Source organism: Roseovarius sp. MBR-154, from assembly GCF_053628595.1.
The window spans coordinates 49294-62078 of the sequence record NZ_JBRJGR010000019.1 but is presented as its reverse complement, the minus strand read 5'-3'; the positions used below and the strand labels follow the sequence as shown (position 1 = coordinate 62078).

Below are 12785 nucleotides of genomic sequence, written 5' to 3'. Positions count from 1 at the left end.
AGAATCGCTTGCCCCGGCAACAAATCTCTGTATTTTCGCGCTCTCATCGGAATTGAGGGTTGAACCGGCGGCTCACTACGGATTAAGAGCCGCGGACACCCGTGAAACCGGGCCGCATGGCCCACAGGAATTGAGGTTGTGACATGGCCGTCCAACAGAACAAAGTATCGAAATCGCGCCGCAACAACCGCCGCGCGCATGACTCGCTGGTTGCGGGCAACCCGAACGAATGCCCGAACTGCGGCGAGCTGAAGCGCCCGCATCACGTCTGCGCCGCCTGCGGCCACTACGCTGACCGCGAAGTCGTGAACCTCGTTGACGAGATCGACCTGGAAGACGACGCGGCCTGAATACTCGAAGGCGACATGCCGAATGACCGCGCGGATGGACCAGATCAAGACGCGTGCGACGCGCACAATCATCTCGGTTGACGCAATGGGCGGCGATCAGGGGCCCGCGGCGGTTGTCGCGGGCATTGCGCATTCCGCCCAGAAAAATCCAGAGATTGGATTTATCGTCCACGGTCCCCGCGACGAACTGGAACGTCTCGTCGCCAAGCGGCGGGGGCTGGAGGGGCGCTGCGAGATCCGCCACGCGCCGGATGTCGTCACCATGGACGACAAGCCGAGCAGCGTGGTGCGGCATGGGCGCGACACGTCGATGTGGTCGGCCCTCGAATCGGTGCGCAACGGCGAGGCGACGGTTTGTGTCTCCTGCGGCAATACCGGTGCGCTAATGCTGATGTCGGTGCTGCGGCTGCGCAAGCTGCCGGGCATCTACCGCCCGGCGATCGCGGTGATGTGGCCCTCGCAGAACCCGCAAGAACACAACATCATGCTCGATGGCGGGGCCGATATCCGGGCCGATGCCAAGGATCTGATGCAATACGCACTGATGGGCGCCTCCTATGCGCGCAACGGCTTTGGCCTGGCGCGCCCGCGCATCGGCCTGCTCAACGTCGGCACCGAAGAGCACAAGGGCCGCGCCGAACTGCGCGAGGCCTATGATCTGATCGCCGCGAATGCCGGGAGCGCGGATTTCGAATTCGTCGGCTTCGTCGAGGGGCGCGACCTGCCCGGCACCGTCTGCGACGTGATCGTGACCGACGGCTTTACCGGCAATGTGGCGCTCAAGACCGGCGAGGGTATCGCCAATCTGATCACCGACCTGCTGCGCGAGGCCTTCGCCTATTCGCCGCTCTCGCGGCTTGCCTCGGTGCTGGCCTATACCTCGCTGCGCCGCGTGAAAAAGCGGGTCGATCCGCGTCGCGCCAATGGCGGGGTATTCCTTGGCCTCAATGGCACGGTCGTGAAATCCCACGGATCGGCGGATGAAATGGGCGTCAGCTCTGCGATCAAGCTCGCCTTTGAACTGGCGGAATCGAATTTCACCGAGCGGTTGGCCGCGCGCGTGGCCTCCGCCGCTCTGCTGGACCAGGGCGACGGCGCCGAGCCCCCCGCCGACGAGGAGGCCCAATGACCCGTCGTTCTGTCGTCGAAGGAATCGGTCACTACCTGCCGGATCGCGTTGTCCCCAACTCCGAATTCGAAAAGACCCTCGATACGACGGACGAATGGATTCGCACCCGGTCGGGCATCGAGCGCCGCCGCTTTGCGGCGGAAGGTCAGACCACCTCGGATCTCGCGCTCCGCGCGGCGCGCGCGGCCCTCGATCAGGCGGGGCTCGCGCCCGAGGACATCGACGGGGTGATCGTGGCCACCTCCACCCCCGACCTCACCTTTCCTTCCGTCGCCACCATGGTGCAGAAGGAACTTGGCATGACGCATGGCTTCGGCTTTGACGTGCAGGCGGTCTGCGCCGGGTTCATCTACGCGCTGACCACCGCCAACGCGCTCATCCTTACCGGTCAGGCGAACCGGCTTCTGGTGATCGGTGCGGAAACCTTCAGCCGCATCATGGACTGGACCGATCGCTCCACCTGTGTGCTCTTCGGCGACGGTGCGGGTGCCCTGATCCTCGGGGCGCAGGATGGCGATGGCAGCAATGCGGATCGCGGCATCCTGTCCTCGGATCTCAATTCCGACGGGCGGTATCGCGACATGCTCTATGTCGATGGCGGCGTCTCGACCACCGGCACCGCGGGCAAGCTGCGGATGCAGGGCAACCCGCTCTTCCGTCAGGCCGTCGAAAAGCTTGCCTCGACGGCGGAAACGGCGCTCGCGAAAGTCGGGCTGAGCAGCGCCGATGTCGACTGGATCGTGCCGCATCAGGCCAATATCCGCATCATCCAGGGCACCGCCAGGAAGATGGGGCTGTCGATGGACCGCGTGATCGTCACGGTGCAGGATCACGGCAACACCTCTGCCGCGTCGATTCCTCTGGCCATGTCGGTGGGCGTCACCGAAGGCCGGATCAAGCGCGGCGATCTTGTGCTTTCGGAGGCGATCGGCGGCGGCCTGGCCTGGGGTGCCGTCGTCCTGCGCTGGTAATTGCCCGGAATTGCGCAAAAAATCGCACTTCAAGGCTGTGTGCTAAGCCGTTGACATTGACTCGGAAATTGCCTTCCCGCAAAGTATCCCGAAAAAAAGCGGGGACATGATGCCGAACAAGACACTAACACGCATGGATTTGAGCGAGGCGATCTTTCGCGAAGTCGGTCTGTCGCGCAATGACGCGGCGCAAATGGTCGAGAGCGTTCTGGGACACATGTCCGATGCGCTTGCCGACGGTGAACAGGTCAAGATTTCGTCCTTCGGCACCTTCTCGGTCCGCGACAAGACCGCCCGGGTTGGGCGCAATCCGAAGACCGGCGAAGAGGTTCCGATCAACCCGCGCCGCGTGCTGACGTTCAGACCCTCACATCTGATGAAAGACCGCGTCGCCGCCGGCAACAAGAGCTGAGGACGCAGCAGGGAATGGCCAAATCCGCCGACGCCTTTCGCACCATCAGCGAGGTTGCCGAATGGCTGGAGGTGCCGGCGCATGTCCTGCGGTTCTGGGAAAGCAAGTTCTCCCAGGTCAAGCCCGTGAAGCGCGCGGGCGGGAGGCGGTACTATCGCCCGTCCGACATGCGCCTTCTGGGCGGGATCAAGGCCCTCCTGCATGACGAGGGCATGACCATCAAGGGCGTTCAAAAGCTTTTGCGCGAAGAGGGCGTGCAGCATGTCGCGTCCCTGTCGCAATATCTTGACGACGGCTCCGCGGATCAGACATTCGACATGGCCTCACCGGATCCGGCCGCGCCAGCGCAAGTGCTGGCCTTCGAACGCCCCGGCACACCGCCCGAAGACGAAAGCGACGCCGCCGAGGACATGACCGGCGACGAGGATTCGCCGCCCCCCACCGCCTCGACCGACACCGAGGAGAGCGCAGGCGCGCCCCCCTTTGAAACGACACGCACGATGCCCGCGTCCGAAAGCGATCCGGAGCCGGAGGCAGTCAAGGAGCCAGAGGCAGAGCCCGAGTCGGAGGCAGAGACCGCGGCCCCCGTCAAGACCGGGCCCGAGCCGGACCTGGCTTCAAACCCGGACGACGATCCGCGCCCCGAACCGCCCCCCGAGCCCGAGGATACACCCCCGGATAACATCTTTGCCGATGACATCGCAGACCGGCCGCAGGCGCATTCAGAGCAAGAGTACACGGAGACGCAGACAGCGCCATCCGAATCTGACGCTCCGTCCCTGCCCCCGCTGCCCGACCTGCCCGCCGACCCTGCGGACGACTTGCCCGGTGCGCCCGGCGCCCTCAACGCCCTTGCGGCGCTCAAGCGTCCCGTCTCGCGCGACCTTGCAGCCGAACTCACAGGGCTGTCGAGCCGGTTGCGCGCCTGCGGGGTCAAGAAAGACGCAAACGACGTGCCGGGAACCTGAAATTTTGGGATTACCCCCTTGTCCCCACCCGGAAAACCGGTATGAACAGCGCATCGTCGGGCTATGGCGCAGCCTGGTAGCGCGTCCGTCTGGGGGACGGAAGGTCGCAGGTTCGAGTCCTGCTAGCCCGACCAAATTTACCGACGATCCCGCCCGCCTCGGCCCCTCGGGCACCGCAACACGGATGCGGGGCACGCGCATAGGGGGATGGTGATGACCGGGGTTGTTTCCAGCCAGCAGATCAAGCGGATGATCGCGGCGGGCACGCTTTCGGGCAGCCCCGACATCCTGCCAGAACAGATCCAGCCCGCGAGCCTCGATCTGCGCCTCGGGCAGGTCGCCTACCGGGTGCGCGCCTCGTTCCTCACCGGCAGCGGCCGCAGCGTCGCCGACCGGCTTGGCGAATTCGAGATGCACCGCATCGACCTCGGGCCCGGCGCGGTTCTGGAAAAAGGCTGCGTCTATGTCGTCCCGCTGATGGAACGCCTTGACCTCCCCGAGGGCGTGCAGGCGGTCGCCAATGCCAAATCCTCCACCGGGCGGCTTGACCTTCTGACCCGCGTGATCGCCGATGGCGGGGTAGAGTTCGACCGTGTCGCCCCGGGCTATGCCGGGCCGCTCTATGCCGAGATCTGTCCGCGTTCCTTTTCGGTACTGGTGCGCCCCGGCATGCGGCTCAACCAGATCCGCTTTCGTTCCGGTCAGGCGGTGCTTTCGGATGATGCGCTGCGCGCGCTCCATACCGAAACCCCGCTGGTTGACGGCAACGCGGCGGTGATCGACGAGGGGCTTGGCTTCTCGGTCGATCTGCGCCCCGCGACCGGCACGCTCGTGGGCTACCGTGCCAAGCCGCATGCCGGTGTGATCGACCTCGACCGCATCGGCCATTACGCGCCCGCAGACTACTGGGAAGAGGTGCATGCCGAGAACGGCCATATCATCCTCGACCCCGGTGCGTTCTACATCCTTGTCAGCCGCGAGGCGGTGCATATCCCGCCGCACTACGCCGCCGAGATGGCCCCCTACCTGGCCATGGTCGGCGAATTCCGCGTGCACTACGCGGGCTTTTTCGATCCCGGCTTTGGCCATGCGGCGGCGGGCGGGGCCGGATCGCGCGGCGTGCTCGAGGTGCGCTGCCACGAGGCACCTTTCGTGCTGGAACATGGCCAGATCGTCGGGCGGCTGGTCTATGAGCGGATGGATGAGGTGCCCGAACAGCTTTACGGCGCGGATATCGCCTCGAATTACCAGGGCCAGGGCCTCAAGCTTTCCAAGCATTTCAAGGCCTGAGTCGCGCGCTCAGGACCCGCGCCGATCCTCCGGCATGCCCGACCGCACCGCCGCCTCTGCCGCCGTTGCGAGCGTCTTGCGCCCCTCGAATTCCGCCACCCGCAGCGGCGCGTGATAGATCACCGTGACGCCACCCTGCCGGGGCGCGCCCAGCACCTGCAGCAGATGCCCGCCAAAGCTCATGTCGCCCCACCAGCCATAAAAGCGGGGGTCCTGATCGGCGGGTGCCTCATAGACCAGCGTAATCGGCTGTACCTGCATCGGTTGCGCCTTTTCCAAGTTGAAGAACGCCTCGAAAAGCGTTGATTTAAATAGGAGAACCCGCAACCCGTCAGTCGAGCTTCCCTCGGGAAAAAACAGCAGCCTGTGCCCCAGCCCCAACCGCTCCGCGAAAATCGCGGTCTGCGCGCGCGCCTCGCGCCGGTCGCGCTTGATGAAGACGGTGCCGGTCAGCCGCGCCAAGGCGCCGATCCCGGGCCAGCCCGCCACCTCGGATTTCGACACGAAATAGACCCGCTTGCGCGCGTTGAGCGCGAAGATGTCGAGCCAGGAGACGTGATTGCAGACCACCGCGCCGGGCCCGGTCAGCGGCTGTCCCTCGATGCGATGCGACATGCCAAGGATGACGAAAACCGACCGGCATACCCATTTGGTGATCGCTGGCGTCCACGGCCGGTGTGCGCCATAGACCGGCCGCTCGATCAGCCGCAGCGGCAGCGTCGCCAGCACGCCCGCGACCAGCACCAGCAGCAGAAGTGAGCCGCGCAACGCGACCCGAGGCCAGTGCCCCGCGCCGCGCGGCACGTCGGGCGGCGGCGCACCCGAACGCCAGGTCACGCTCACCGCGCCGCCCCCTTGGTGTAGATCGCGCGTTGCGTGGCGCTCAGCCGCGCGGTGTCCATGATCAGGCATACATCGGTGGTGTTGAAGGCATGATCCACATAGGCCCCCTCGCCGACATGACCGCCAAGCCGCAGATAGGCCTTGATCAAGGGCGGCACCTGCAACATCGCGGCGCGCCGGTCGAGCGCGTCCTCCGCGACCAGATCCATCGGCTGGAAATACTCGGGCCGCGCCCGTACCCGCAACTCGGGCGGCGCGAGGTGACGGTGATGCAACAGCGACAGCGGCAACGCCAGCCGCTGCACGTCGGTGCCGTGAAAACTCGCGACGCCAAACAGAATGTCGCTGCCATGCCTGTCGACATAGTCGCTCAGCCCCTGCCAGAGGTAATACATGCCCGGCCCGCCGCGATAGGGTCTGGCAAGGCAGGACCGGCCCAGTTCCAGCAGCCGCCGCCCGCTCCGGCGCAGCGGGCCCAGGTCGTATTCGTCCTCGGAATAGAATTGCCCGGCCCGCGCCGCCTGATCGTCGCGCAACAGCCGGTAGACCCCCACCACCGCGTCCTCCCGCGCAAGATCGAGCAGCAACAGGTGATCGAAATAGGCGTCGAAGCGGTCACGCTCCAGCCGTGCGGCGTGATCGACCATCGCGCCGTCGCTGCCCAGTTCCTCGACAAAGACCTCGTAGCGCAAGGCTTGCGCGGCGCGCACCTCCGCCTCGGTTTCGGCCAGTTTCACACGGAACTTGGGGGCGGTGGCGGTCATCGGCCTCGTCTCTGCGTTCTGTCGCGGTTCTAGGCAAGCTCACGACAAAGTGCAACGCCGCCCGCGCATGCGGACTTGGCGGATGTTAACGATTTGATAACCTTGATCAGGGATCAAGAACCGGAAGCAGTTCCACCCGTGATCCGTCGATCACAACCTTGCCCTCTTCGCGAAAGTTGACCGTGATGCGCCCGCCGATATTCGACTGTACCTGCCCCACACCCCAATCGGGGCGCTCGGGGTGCTCGACGAACATGCCCGGCGAGAGGATCGAATTCATGTCGCTCATGGCACCCTCCGCGCCGCACGGCATCTGTCATGCCGCAGGATGATCCCGCGCTTGCCGCGCTGATAGGCTCGCGCATCTGTCACGATCTGGCAAGCCCCCTTGGGGCCATCGCCAACGGCCTGGAACTGCTCACGCTTTCGGGCCTGGGCGAGAGCGCGGAACTGACCCTCCTGCGCGACAGCCTGCAGGGCGCGCGCGCCTCGCTCGATCTTGCGCGGCTGGCCTTCGGGCGCGCCGGGACGGTCGGCGATATCACCGCCGAGGCGCTGCACGCTGTCCTGTCGGCGCATTACACGGCCCGCCCGCGCCTGACGCTCGACTGGCAGGTGACCGGCACCATGCCACGCGCCCGCGCCCAGATCATCGCGCTTGCCTGTCTCGCCTCCGAGACGGCGCTGCCGCGCGGCGGCGTGTTGCAGGTCTCGGGCCGCCCGACGGCCACGCGCATCACCGCCACCGGGGTCGGTGTAAGCGTCGATGCCGCGCTCTGGAATGGGCTAGCCGGCGACACGCCCCTGCCCGTCTCGGACCCGCGCCACGTGGAATTTCGCCTGCTGCGCGACTGTCTCGCGGCACAGGGCGCGCGCGCTGAACATTGCCACACCGCGGACCGGCTCACGCTCACGGTCTGACGCCGCCGCTGCCCGCGCTCAGGCCCGCGTCGCGCCGTCGCCCTCGACCAGATACTTGAAACTCGTCAGCTGCGCCGCGCCCACCGGGCCGCGCGCGTGCATCTTGCCGGTGGCGATGCCGATCTCGGCCCCCATCCCGAACTCACCCCCATCAGCGAACTGGGTGGAGGCATTGCGCATCAGGATCGCGCTGTCGAGCCGGGCAAAGAACCGCTCGGCCGCCGCGTCATCCTCGGTGATGATGCAATCGGTGTGGTTGGAGCCGTAGCGCCGGATATGGGCAATCGCGCCGTTGATATCCTCGACCACCTTGGCCGCGATGATACTGTCGAGATACTCGCAGCCCCAATCCTCAGGCTTGGCGGGTACCGTGCCGTCAATCCCCGACAGCGCCTCATCGGCGCGCACCTCGACGCCTGCGTCGATCAGCGCGCGGATCACCCCCTCCCCGATGGTGCCCGCCACGTCGCGATGGATCAGCAGGCATTCCGCAGCCCCGCAAATCCCCGTGCGCCGCGTCTTGGCGTTGAGCACGACGCGCAGGGCTTTCTCCGGATCCGCCGCCGCATCGAGATAGACATGCACGATCCCTTCGAGATGGGCAAAGACCGGCACCCGCGCCTCGCGCTGCACGAGGCCCACCAGCCCCTTGCCGCCACGCGGCACGATCACGTCAATCGTGTCGGTCATGGTCAGCATTTCCTGCACCGCCGCGCGGTCCCGGGTCGGCACGCGCTGAATCGCGTCCTCGGGCAGCCCAGCGGCGCGCAGCCCCTCGACCAGACAGGCGTGGATCGCGCCCGACGAATGAAAGCTCTCCGAACCACCACGCAGAATCACCGCATTGCCGGATTTCAGGCAGAGCGCGCCTGCATCCGCCGTCACATTGGGGCGGCTCTCGTAGATCACGCCGATCACACCCAGGGGCGTGCGCACGCGGCGGATGTGAATACCCGAAGGCTGGTCCCATTCCGCCAGAACCTCGCCCACCGGATCGTGCTGTGCGGCCACGGCGCGCAGCCCCTCGACCATGGCCCTGATCCGGGCCTCATCGAGCGCCAGCCGGTCCATCATCGCCGGGGACAGCCCCTTGTCGCGGCCAAGCGCCAGATCCTCGGCATTGGCGGTCAGGATTGTCTCGCGCCCCTGCCAGACCGCATCGGCGGCGGTCTCGAGCGCATGGCGCTTGGTGGCGGGATCGGCTACGGCCAGTTCGGCGGCGGCGGCACGCGCCCGCGCGCCGATCCCGGCCATCAGCGCGGCAATATCGGTCTGGTCCTTCATGGTCTCGCCCCTCGCAAACAGGTTTCAGATTGCCATATCGTCGCGATGGATCAAAGGCCCGCGCGCCGGATAGCCCAGCACGTCCTCGATCTGATCCGAGCGCAGGTGCTTGATCCGGTCGGCATCGCCCGCGTCATAGCGCGTCAGCCCCTGCCCCAGCACGCGGCCCGTCTCATCGGCTACCTCGACCGGATCGCCCCGACCGAAACGGCCCGTGACCTGCATGACCCCGGCGGGCAACAGGCTGCTGCCCTTGGCCAAGGCGCCCGCCGCACCCGCATCGACGGTAAACCGCCCCTTGGGCTTCATCGCGGCAATCCAGGCCTTGCGCTTTTGCTGCGGATCACCCTGCGCCAGGAACCACGTCGCCGGTGCGCCCTCTTCCAGCGCGCGCACCGGGTGCAGCACGCCGCCGTGGGTAATCGCCATGTCGCAGCCGCCCGCGGTGGCGGTCTTGGCGGCCATCAGCTTGGTCTTCATCCCGCCCTTGCTCAGGCCCGATCCGGCATCGCCCGCCATCGCCTCGATCTCGGGCGTGATCGCCTCGATCACGTCGAACCGGCGCGCGCCCGCGTCCTGCATCGGGTTGGCGGAATAGAACCCGTCCACATCCGACAGCAGGATCAACTGATCCGCCCCCGCCGTCACCGCCACCTGCGCCGCCATCCGGTCATTGTCGCCATAGCGGATTTCATCCGTCGCAACGGTGTCGTTCTCGTTGACGATCGGCACCGCGCCAAACCGCAACAACTGCTCCAGCGTCGCGCGGGAATTGAGATAACGGCGGCGGTCGGCGCTGTCCTCCAGCGTCACCAGCACCTGCGCCGAGGTCAGCCCGTGCCGGGCGAGCGCGGCATCATAAGCCCCGGCAAGGCGGATCTGCCCCACGGCAGCAGCAGCTTGGCTCTGCTCCAGGCTGAGATCGGTCGCAGGCAGCCCCAGCACCCCGCGCCCGAGCGCGATGGAGCCCGACGACACCAGGATCACATCCGTCCCGCGCGCGCGCAACCGCGCCACATCCTCGGCCAGTGAGGCCAGCCAGTCGGCGCGCAACGCGCCCGTGCCCCGGTCGACCAGCAGCGCCGAGCCGACCTTGATCACCAGCCGTTTCGCGTCTTTTACGGTTGCCACGGTGCGTCGTCGTCCTCTGCCGGTCGGTGGCGCAGTCGGTTGGCGTCGATCCGCTCGCGCAGCGCGCGCAGCACCTCGGTGACACCCTCGCCGGACACACCCGACATCAGCATCACCGGCGTGCCGCAGGCGGTCTCCAGTTCATCGCGCAGGAACGCGCGTTCCTCCTCGTCCAGCGTGTCGATCTTGTTGAGCACGGTCAGGCGCGGCTTGTGCGCCAGCCCCTCGCCATAAGCCTCCAACTCATTGATGATGGTCTGATAATCGCGCACGAGATCGCCCGAGCTGCCATCCACCAGATGCAAGAGCACCGCGCAACGCTCGACATGGCCCAGGAAAAGATCGCCCAGCCCCCGGCCCTCGGACGCGCCGTCGATCAGCCCCGGAATATCGGCCACCACGAATTCCACATTATCCACGCCGACAACGCCGAGATTGGGATGCAGCGTGGTGAACGGATAGTCCGCGATCTTGGGCCGGGCATTGGACGTGGCCGCGAGGAACGTGGACTTGCCCGCATTCGGCAGCCCCAACAGCCCCACATCTGCAATCAGCTTCAATCGCAGCCAGATCGTGCGTTCGACCCCCTCCTGCCCGGGATTGGCCCGGCGCGGGGCCTGGTTGGTCGAGGTCTTGAACCGCACATTGCCCCAGCCGCCATTGCCACCCTTGGCCAGCTGCACACGCTGACCGATCTCGGTCATGTCGGCGATCACCGTCTCTTCGTCCTCGTCGAGGATCTCGGTGCCCACAGGCACGCGCAGCACGATATCCTCGCCGGTAAAGCCGGTGCGCTCACGGCCCATGCCGTGCTGACCGTTCTGGGCAAAGAAATGCTGCTGATACCGAAAGTCGATCAGCGTGTTGAGCCCGTCCACCGCCTCGGCCCAGACCGAACCGCCATGCCCGCCATCGCCGCCATCGGGACCGCCGAACTCGATGTATTTCTCGCGCCGAAAGCTGACGCAGCCCGCGCCGCCCGAACCGGAGCGGATATAGACCTTTGCGAGATCGAGAAATTTCATGTGTCGTCCTTACGCAAAGGCCACGCGCCACGCGCGCCTTATGTCATCTTCTTGCTATAGGTCCAGGTCGGCACATTGGCCGCGCGCGCCACGGAATAGCTCTCGGCATCCCCAAGATACTGAAAGCCGCAATTCGTCAAGACCCGGGCCGAGGCGGCATTGTCCTGAAACACGCTGGCGAAAATCGCCTGCGCCTGGTGCGGATTGGCGGCCAGAACCGCCTCCACCGCGGCCGAAGCGACGCCGGTATTCCAATAGGCCGGAGCCACCCAATAGGCGATTTCCGACCGGCCCACATCGACGCGGGTCAGGCTCACCAGCCCCATCACCTCGGTACGGCCCGATTTGGTGCCATCAATGGCCCAGATATCCTCGACCCGGTCCTCGGCCTGCGCCCGCGCGATCAGCGCCTCGGTGCTGCCCGGCGGCAAGGGGTGCGGGATCGACGACGTCCCCCGCGCCACCCGCTCGTCGCCTGCATTGTGCGAGATCAGCCCCGCATCCGACGCCCGCAAGGGCCGCAAATCGAACCGCTCGGCCTCGATCACCGGCTGGTTGACGATGGGTTCCAGTTTCATGCGCTCCTCCTCATGCTCCGGGCGCGTCTCGTGTCTCATCAGATGGGGGCACCGGGTCGGGTCACAAGACGGCGCACTCCTCTTCGCACCCGATTGTGACGCATGCTTGACCGATGCTTGGCCCTGAGACGGAAAAGGGGACCGGCAGCTTTGCCGATCCCCTCATGTCATTGACCTGTCAAGGACGGCTTATTCGGCGGCCTCCGCCACTGGCAGAACCGAAATGAAGGTGCGGCCCTTGATCCCCTTGTGGAATTTCACCGCGCCCTCGGCCACGGCAAAAAGGGTGTGATCCTTGCCCTGCCCCACGCCTTGGCCCGGCCAGAACTTGTTGCCGCGCTGACGCGCGATGATGTTGCCGGGGATCACGGCTTCGCCGCCGTATTTCTTGACGCCAAGGCGGCGACCGGCAGAGTCGCGACCGTTACGGGATGAACCGCCTGCTTTTTTATGTGCCATCTGGTCTCTCCTTAGCCTTTGGTCAGCTCTTGGGCCTGTGCGATCCAGCCTTCACGCTCGATACGGCCCTTGAACGACAGTTTTTCGTCCATATCAGCAACATCGGCCTCCGTCCATGCCGCGATCTGGGCAAAGGACGTCACACCGGCCTCGTGCAGCTTCTTCTCAAGCGCGGGGCCAACGCCCGACAGTTGCTTGAGATCATCACCACCGGCGGCGGCTTTGGGCGCTTCGGCCTTGGCGGCGGCTTTCTTGGTGGGTGCCGTCGTCTCGGTGGCGGCCACGGCCCCGACGGACCCCGCACCGATTGCGGCCTTGACGCCCGACTTGTCGCCGCCCTTGGCGAGAATCTCGGTCACGCGCAGCAGGGTCAGCTGCTGACGGTGGCCCTTGGTGCGCTGCGAGCCGTGCTTGCGGCGACGCTTGACGAAGTGGATGACCTTGTCACCCTTGACCTGATCGACAACCTCGGCCTGAACGGCGGCACCTTCGACAAGCGGCGCACCGATCACCGGCGCGTCGCCGCCCAGCATCAGAACTTCGTTGAATTGAACTGTCTCACCGGCATCCGCCGCAAGCTTCTCGACACGGAGCATGTCACCCGACTGCACCTTGTACTGCTTGCCACCGGTCTTGAGGACCGCAAACATGGGCTCTTCC

At 66.0% G+C, this 12785-nt stretch carries 16 protein-coding genes and 1 tRNA gene; 8 read left to right on the top strand and 9 right to left on the bottom strand.

All coding sequences use genetic code 11. The annotated features are described in order from the left end of the window. The first annotated feature begins 143 nt into the window (after positions 1-143). The 7 genes from rpmF to ACSSV4_RS18155 all read left to right on the top strand — a co-directional run bounded on the left by rpmF (position 144) and on the right by ACSSV4_RS18155 (position 5120). Positions 144-350 carry a 50S ribosomal protein L32 gene (rpmF, locus tag ACSSV4_RS18185; protein WP_454276526.1) on the top strand — a complete coding sequence of 69 codons (207 nt, stop codon included), beginning with the start codon at positions 144-146 and terminating at the stop codon, positions 348-350. A 22-nt stretch (positions 351-372) separates the two neighbouring features. Beyond that, positions 373-1479 carry a phosphate acyltransferase PlsX gene (plsX, locus tag ACSSV4_RS18180; RefSeq protein ID WP_454276525.1) on the top strand — a complete coding sequence of 369 codons (1107 nt, stop codon included), beginning with the start codon at positions 373-375 and terminating at the stop codon, positions 1477-1479. Then, positions 1476-2450 carry a beta-ketoacyl-ACP synthase III gene (locus ACSSV4_RS18175; RefSeq protein WP_454276524.1) on the top strand — a complete coding sequence of 325 codons (975 nt, stop codon included), beginning with the start codon at positions 1476-1478 and terminating at the stop codon, positions 2448-2450. Before plsX ends, ACSSV4_RS18175 begins: the two co-directional genes overlap by 4 nt. A gap of 109 nt (positions 2451-2559) precedes the next feature. Further along, on the top strand, positions 2560-2862 hold the full coding sequence (ihfA, locus tag ACSSV4_RS18170; protein ID WP_454276523.1) for an integration host factor subunit alpha: 303 nt from the start codon (positions 2560-2562) through the stop codon (positions 2860-2862). A 14-nt stretch (positions 2863-2876) separates the two neighbouring features. Further along, positions 2877-3830 carry a MerR family transcriptional regulator gene (locus ACSSV4_RS18165; protein ID WP_454276522.1) on the top strand — a complete coding sequence of 318 codons (954 nt, stop codon included), beginning with the start codon at positions 2877-2879 and terminating at the stop codon, positions 3828-3830. A gap of 57 nt (positions 3831-3887) precedes the next feature. Next, a tRNA-Pro gene (locus ACSSV4_RS18160) sits at positions 3888-3964 on the top strand. A 79-nt stretch (positions 3965-4043) separates the two neighbouring features. Beyond that, a complete protein-coding gene (locus tag ACSSV4_RS18155; RefSeq protein ID WP_454276521.1) occupies positions 4044-5120 on the top strand; it encodes a 2'-deoxycytidine 5'-triphosphate deaminase in 1077 nt (358 codons plus the stop codon). A 9-nt stretch (positions 5121-5129) separates the two neighbouring features. Here ACSSV4_RS18155 and ACSSV4_RS18150 read toward each other — a convergent pair whose 3' ends face one another. The 3 genes from ACSSV4_RS18150 to ACSSV4_RS18140 form a co-directional block, all read right to left on the bottom strand. After that, entirely contained in the window at positions 5130-5963 is an 834-nt protein-coding gene (locus ACSSV4_RS18150) for a lysophospholipid acyltransferase family protein (protein ID WP_454276520.1), read from the bottom strand. Next, positions 5960-6727: a GNAT family N-acetyltransferase gene (locus ACSSV4_RS18145; RefSeq protein ID WP_454276519.1), complete on the bottom strand. Its 768-nt coding sequence runs from the start codon at positions 6725-6727 to the stop codon at positions 5960-5962. Before ACSSV4_RS18145 ends, ACSSV4_RS18150 begins: the two co-directional genes overlap by 4 nt. Before the next feature lie 106 nt (positions 6728-6833). After that, positions 6834-7016: a DUF3553 domain-containing protein gene (locus tag ACSSV4_RS18140; RefSeq protein ID WP_454276518.1), complete on the bottom strand. Its 183-nt coding sequence runs from the start codon at positions 7014-7016 to the stop codon at positions 6834-6836. Positions 7017-7045: 29 nt separating this feature from the next. On the opposite strand from ACSSV4_RS18140, the gene ACSSV4_RS18135 reads away from it, so the two are divergent. Then, complete coding sequence (locus ACSSV4_RS18135; protein WP_454276517.1) at positions 7046-7648, top strand: histidine phosphotransferase family protein; 603 nt, start codon at positions 7046-7048, stop codon at positions 7646-7648. A gap of 18 nt (positions 7649-7666) precedes the next feature. Here the strand turns inward: ACSSV4_RS18135 and ACSSV4_RS18130 are convergent, their stop codons facing one another. The 6 genes from ACSSV4_RS18130 to ACSSV4_RS18105 form a co-directional block, all read right to left on the bottom strand. After that, positions 7667-8932 (bottom strand): glutamate-5-semialdehyde dehydrogenase, encoded by a 1266-nt coding sequence (locus ACSSV4_RS18130; RefSeq protein ID WP_454276516.1) that lies wholly within the window; start codon positions 8930-8932, stop codon positions 7667-7669. Positions 8933-8956: 24 nt separating this feature from the next. Beyond that, complete coding sequence (gene proB / locus ACSSV4_RS18125; protein WP_454276515.1) at positions 8957-10063, bottom strand: glutamate 5-kinase; 1107 nt, start codon at positions 10061-10063, stop codon at positions 8957-8959. Continuing rightward, on the bottom strand, positions 10051-11088 hold the full coding sequence (gene obgE, locus ACSSV4_RS18120) for a GTPase ObgE (protein ID WP_454276514.1): 1038 nt from the start codon (positions 11086-11088) through the stop codon (positions 10051-10053). The genes proB and obgE overlap by 13 nt, the downstream gene beginning before the upstream one ends. Before the next feature lie 38 nt (positions 11089-11126). Then, on the bottom strand, positions 11127-11666 hold the full coding sequence (locus tag ACSSV4_RS18115) for a GNAT family N-acetyltransferase (protein ID WP_454276513.1): 540 nt from the start codon (positions 11664-11666) through the stop codon (positions 11127-11129). Between the two features lie 189 nt (positions 11667-11855). Beyond that, on the bottom strand, positions 11856-12125 hold the full coding sequence (gene rpmA / locus ACSSV4_RS18110) for a 50S ribosomal protein L27 (protein WP_454276512.1): 270 nt from the start codon (positions 12123-12125) through the stop codon (positions 11856-11858). A gap of 11 nt (positions 12126-12136) precedes the next feature. After that, positions 12137-12775 carry a 50S ribosomal protein L21 gene (locus ACSSV4_RS18105; protein ID WP_454276511.1) on the bottom strand — a complete coding sequence of 213 codons (639 nt, stop codon included), beginning with the start codon at positions 12773-12775 and terminating at the stop codon, positions 12137-12139. Between the last annotated feature and the right edge of the window lie 10 nt (positions 12776-12785).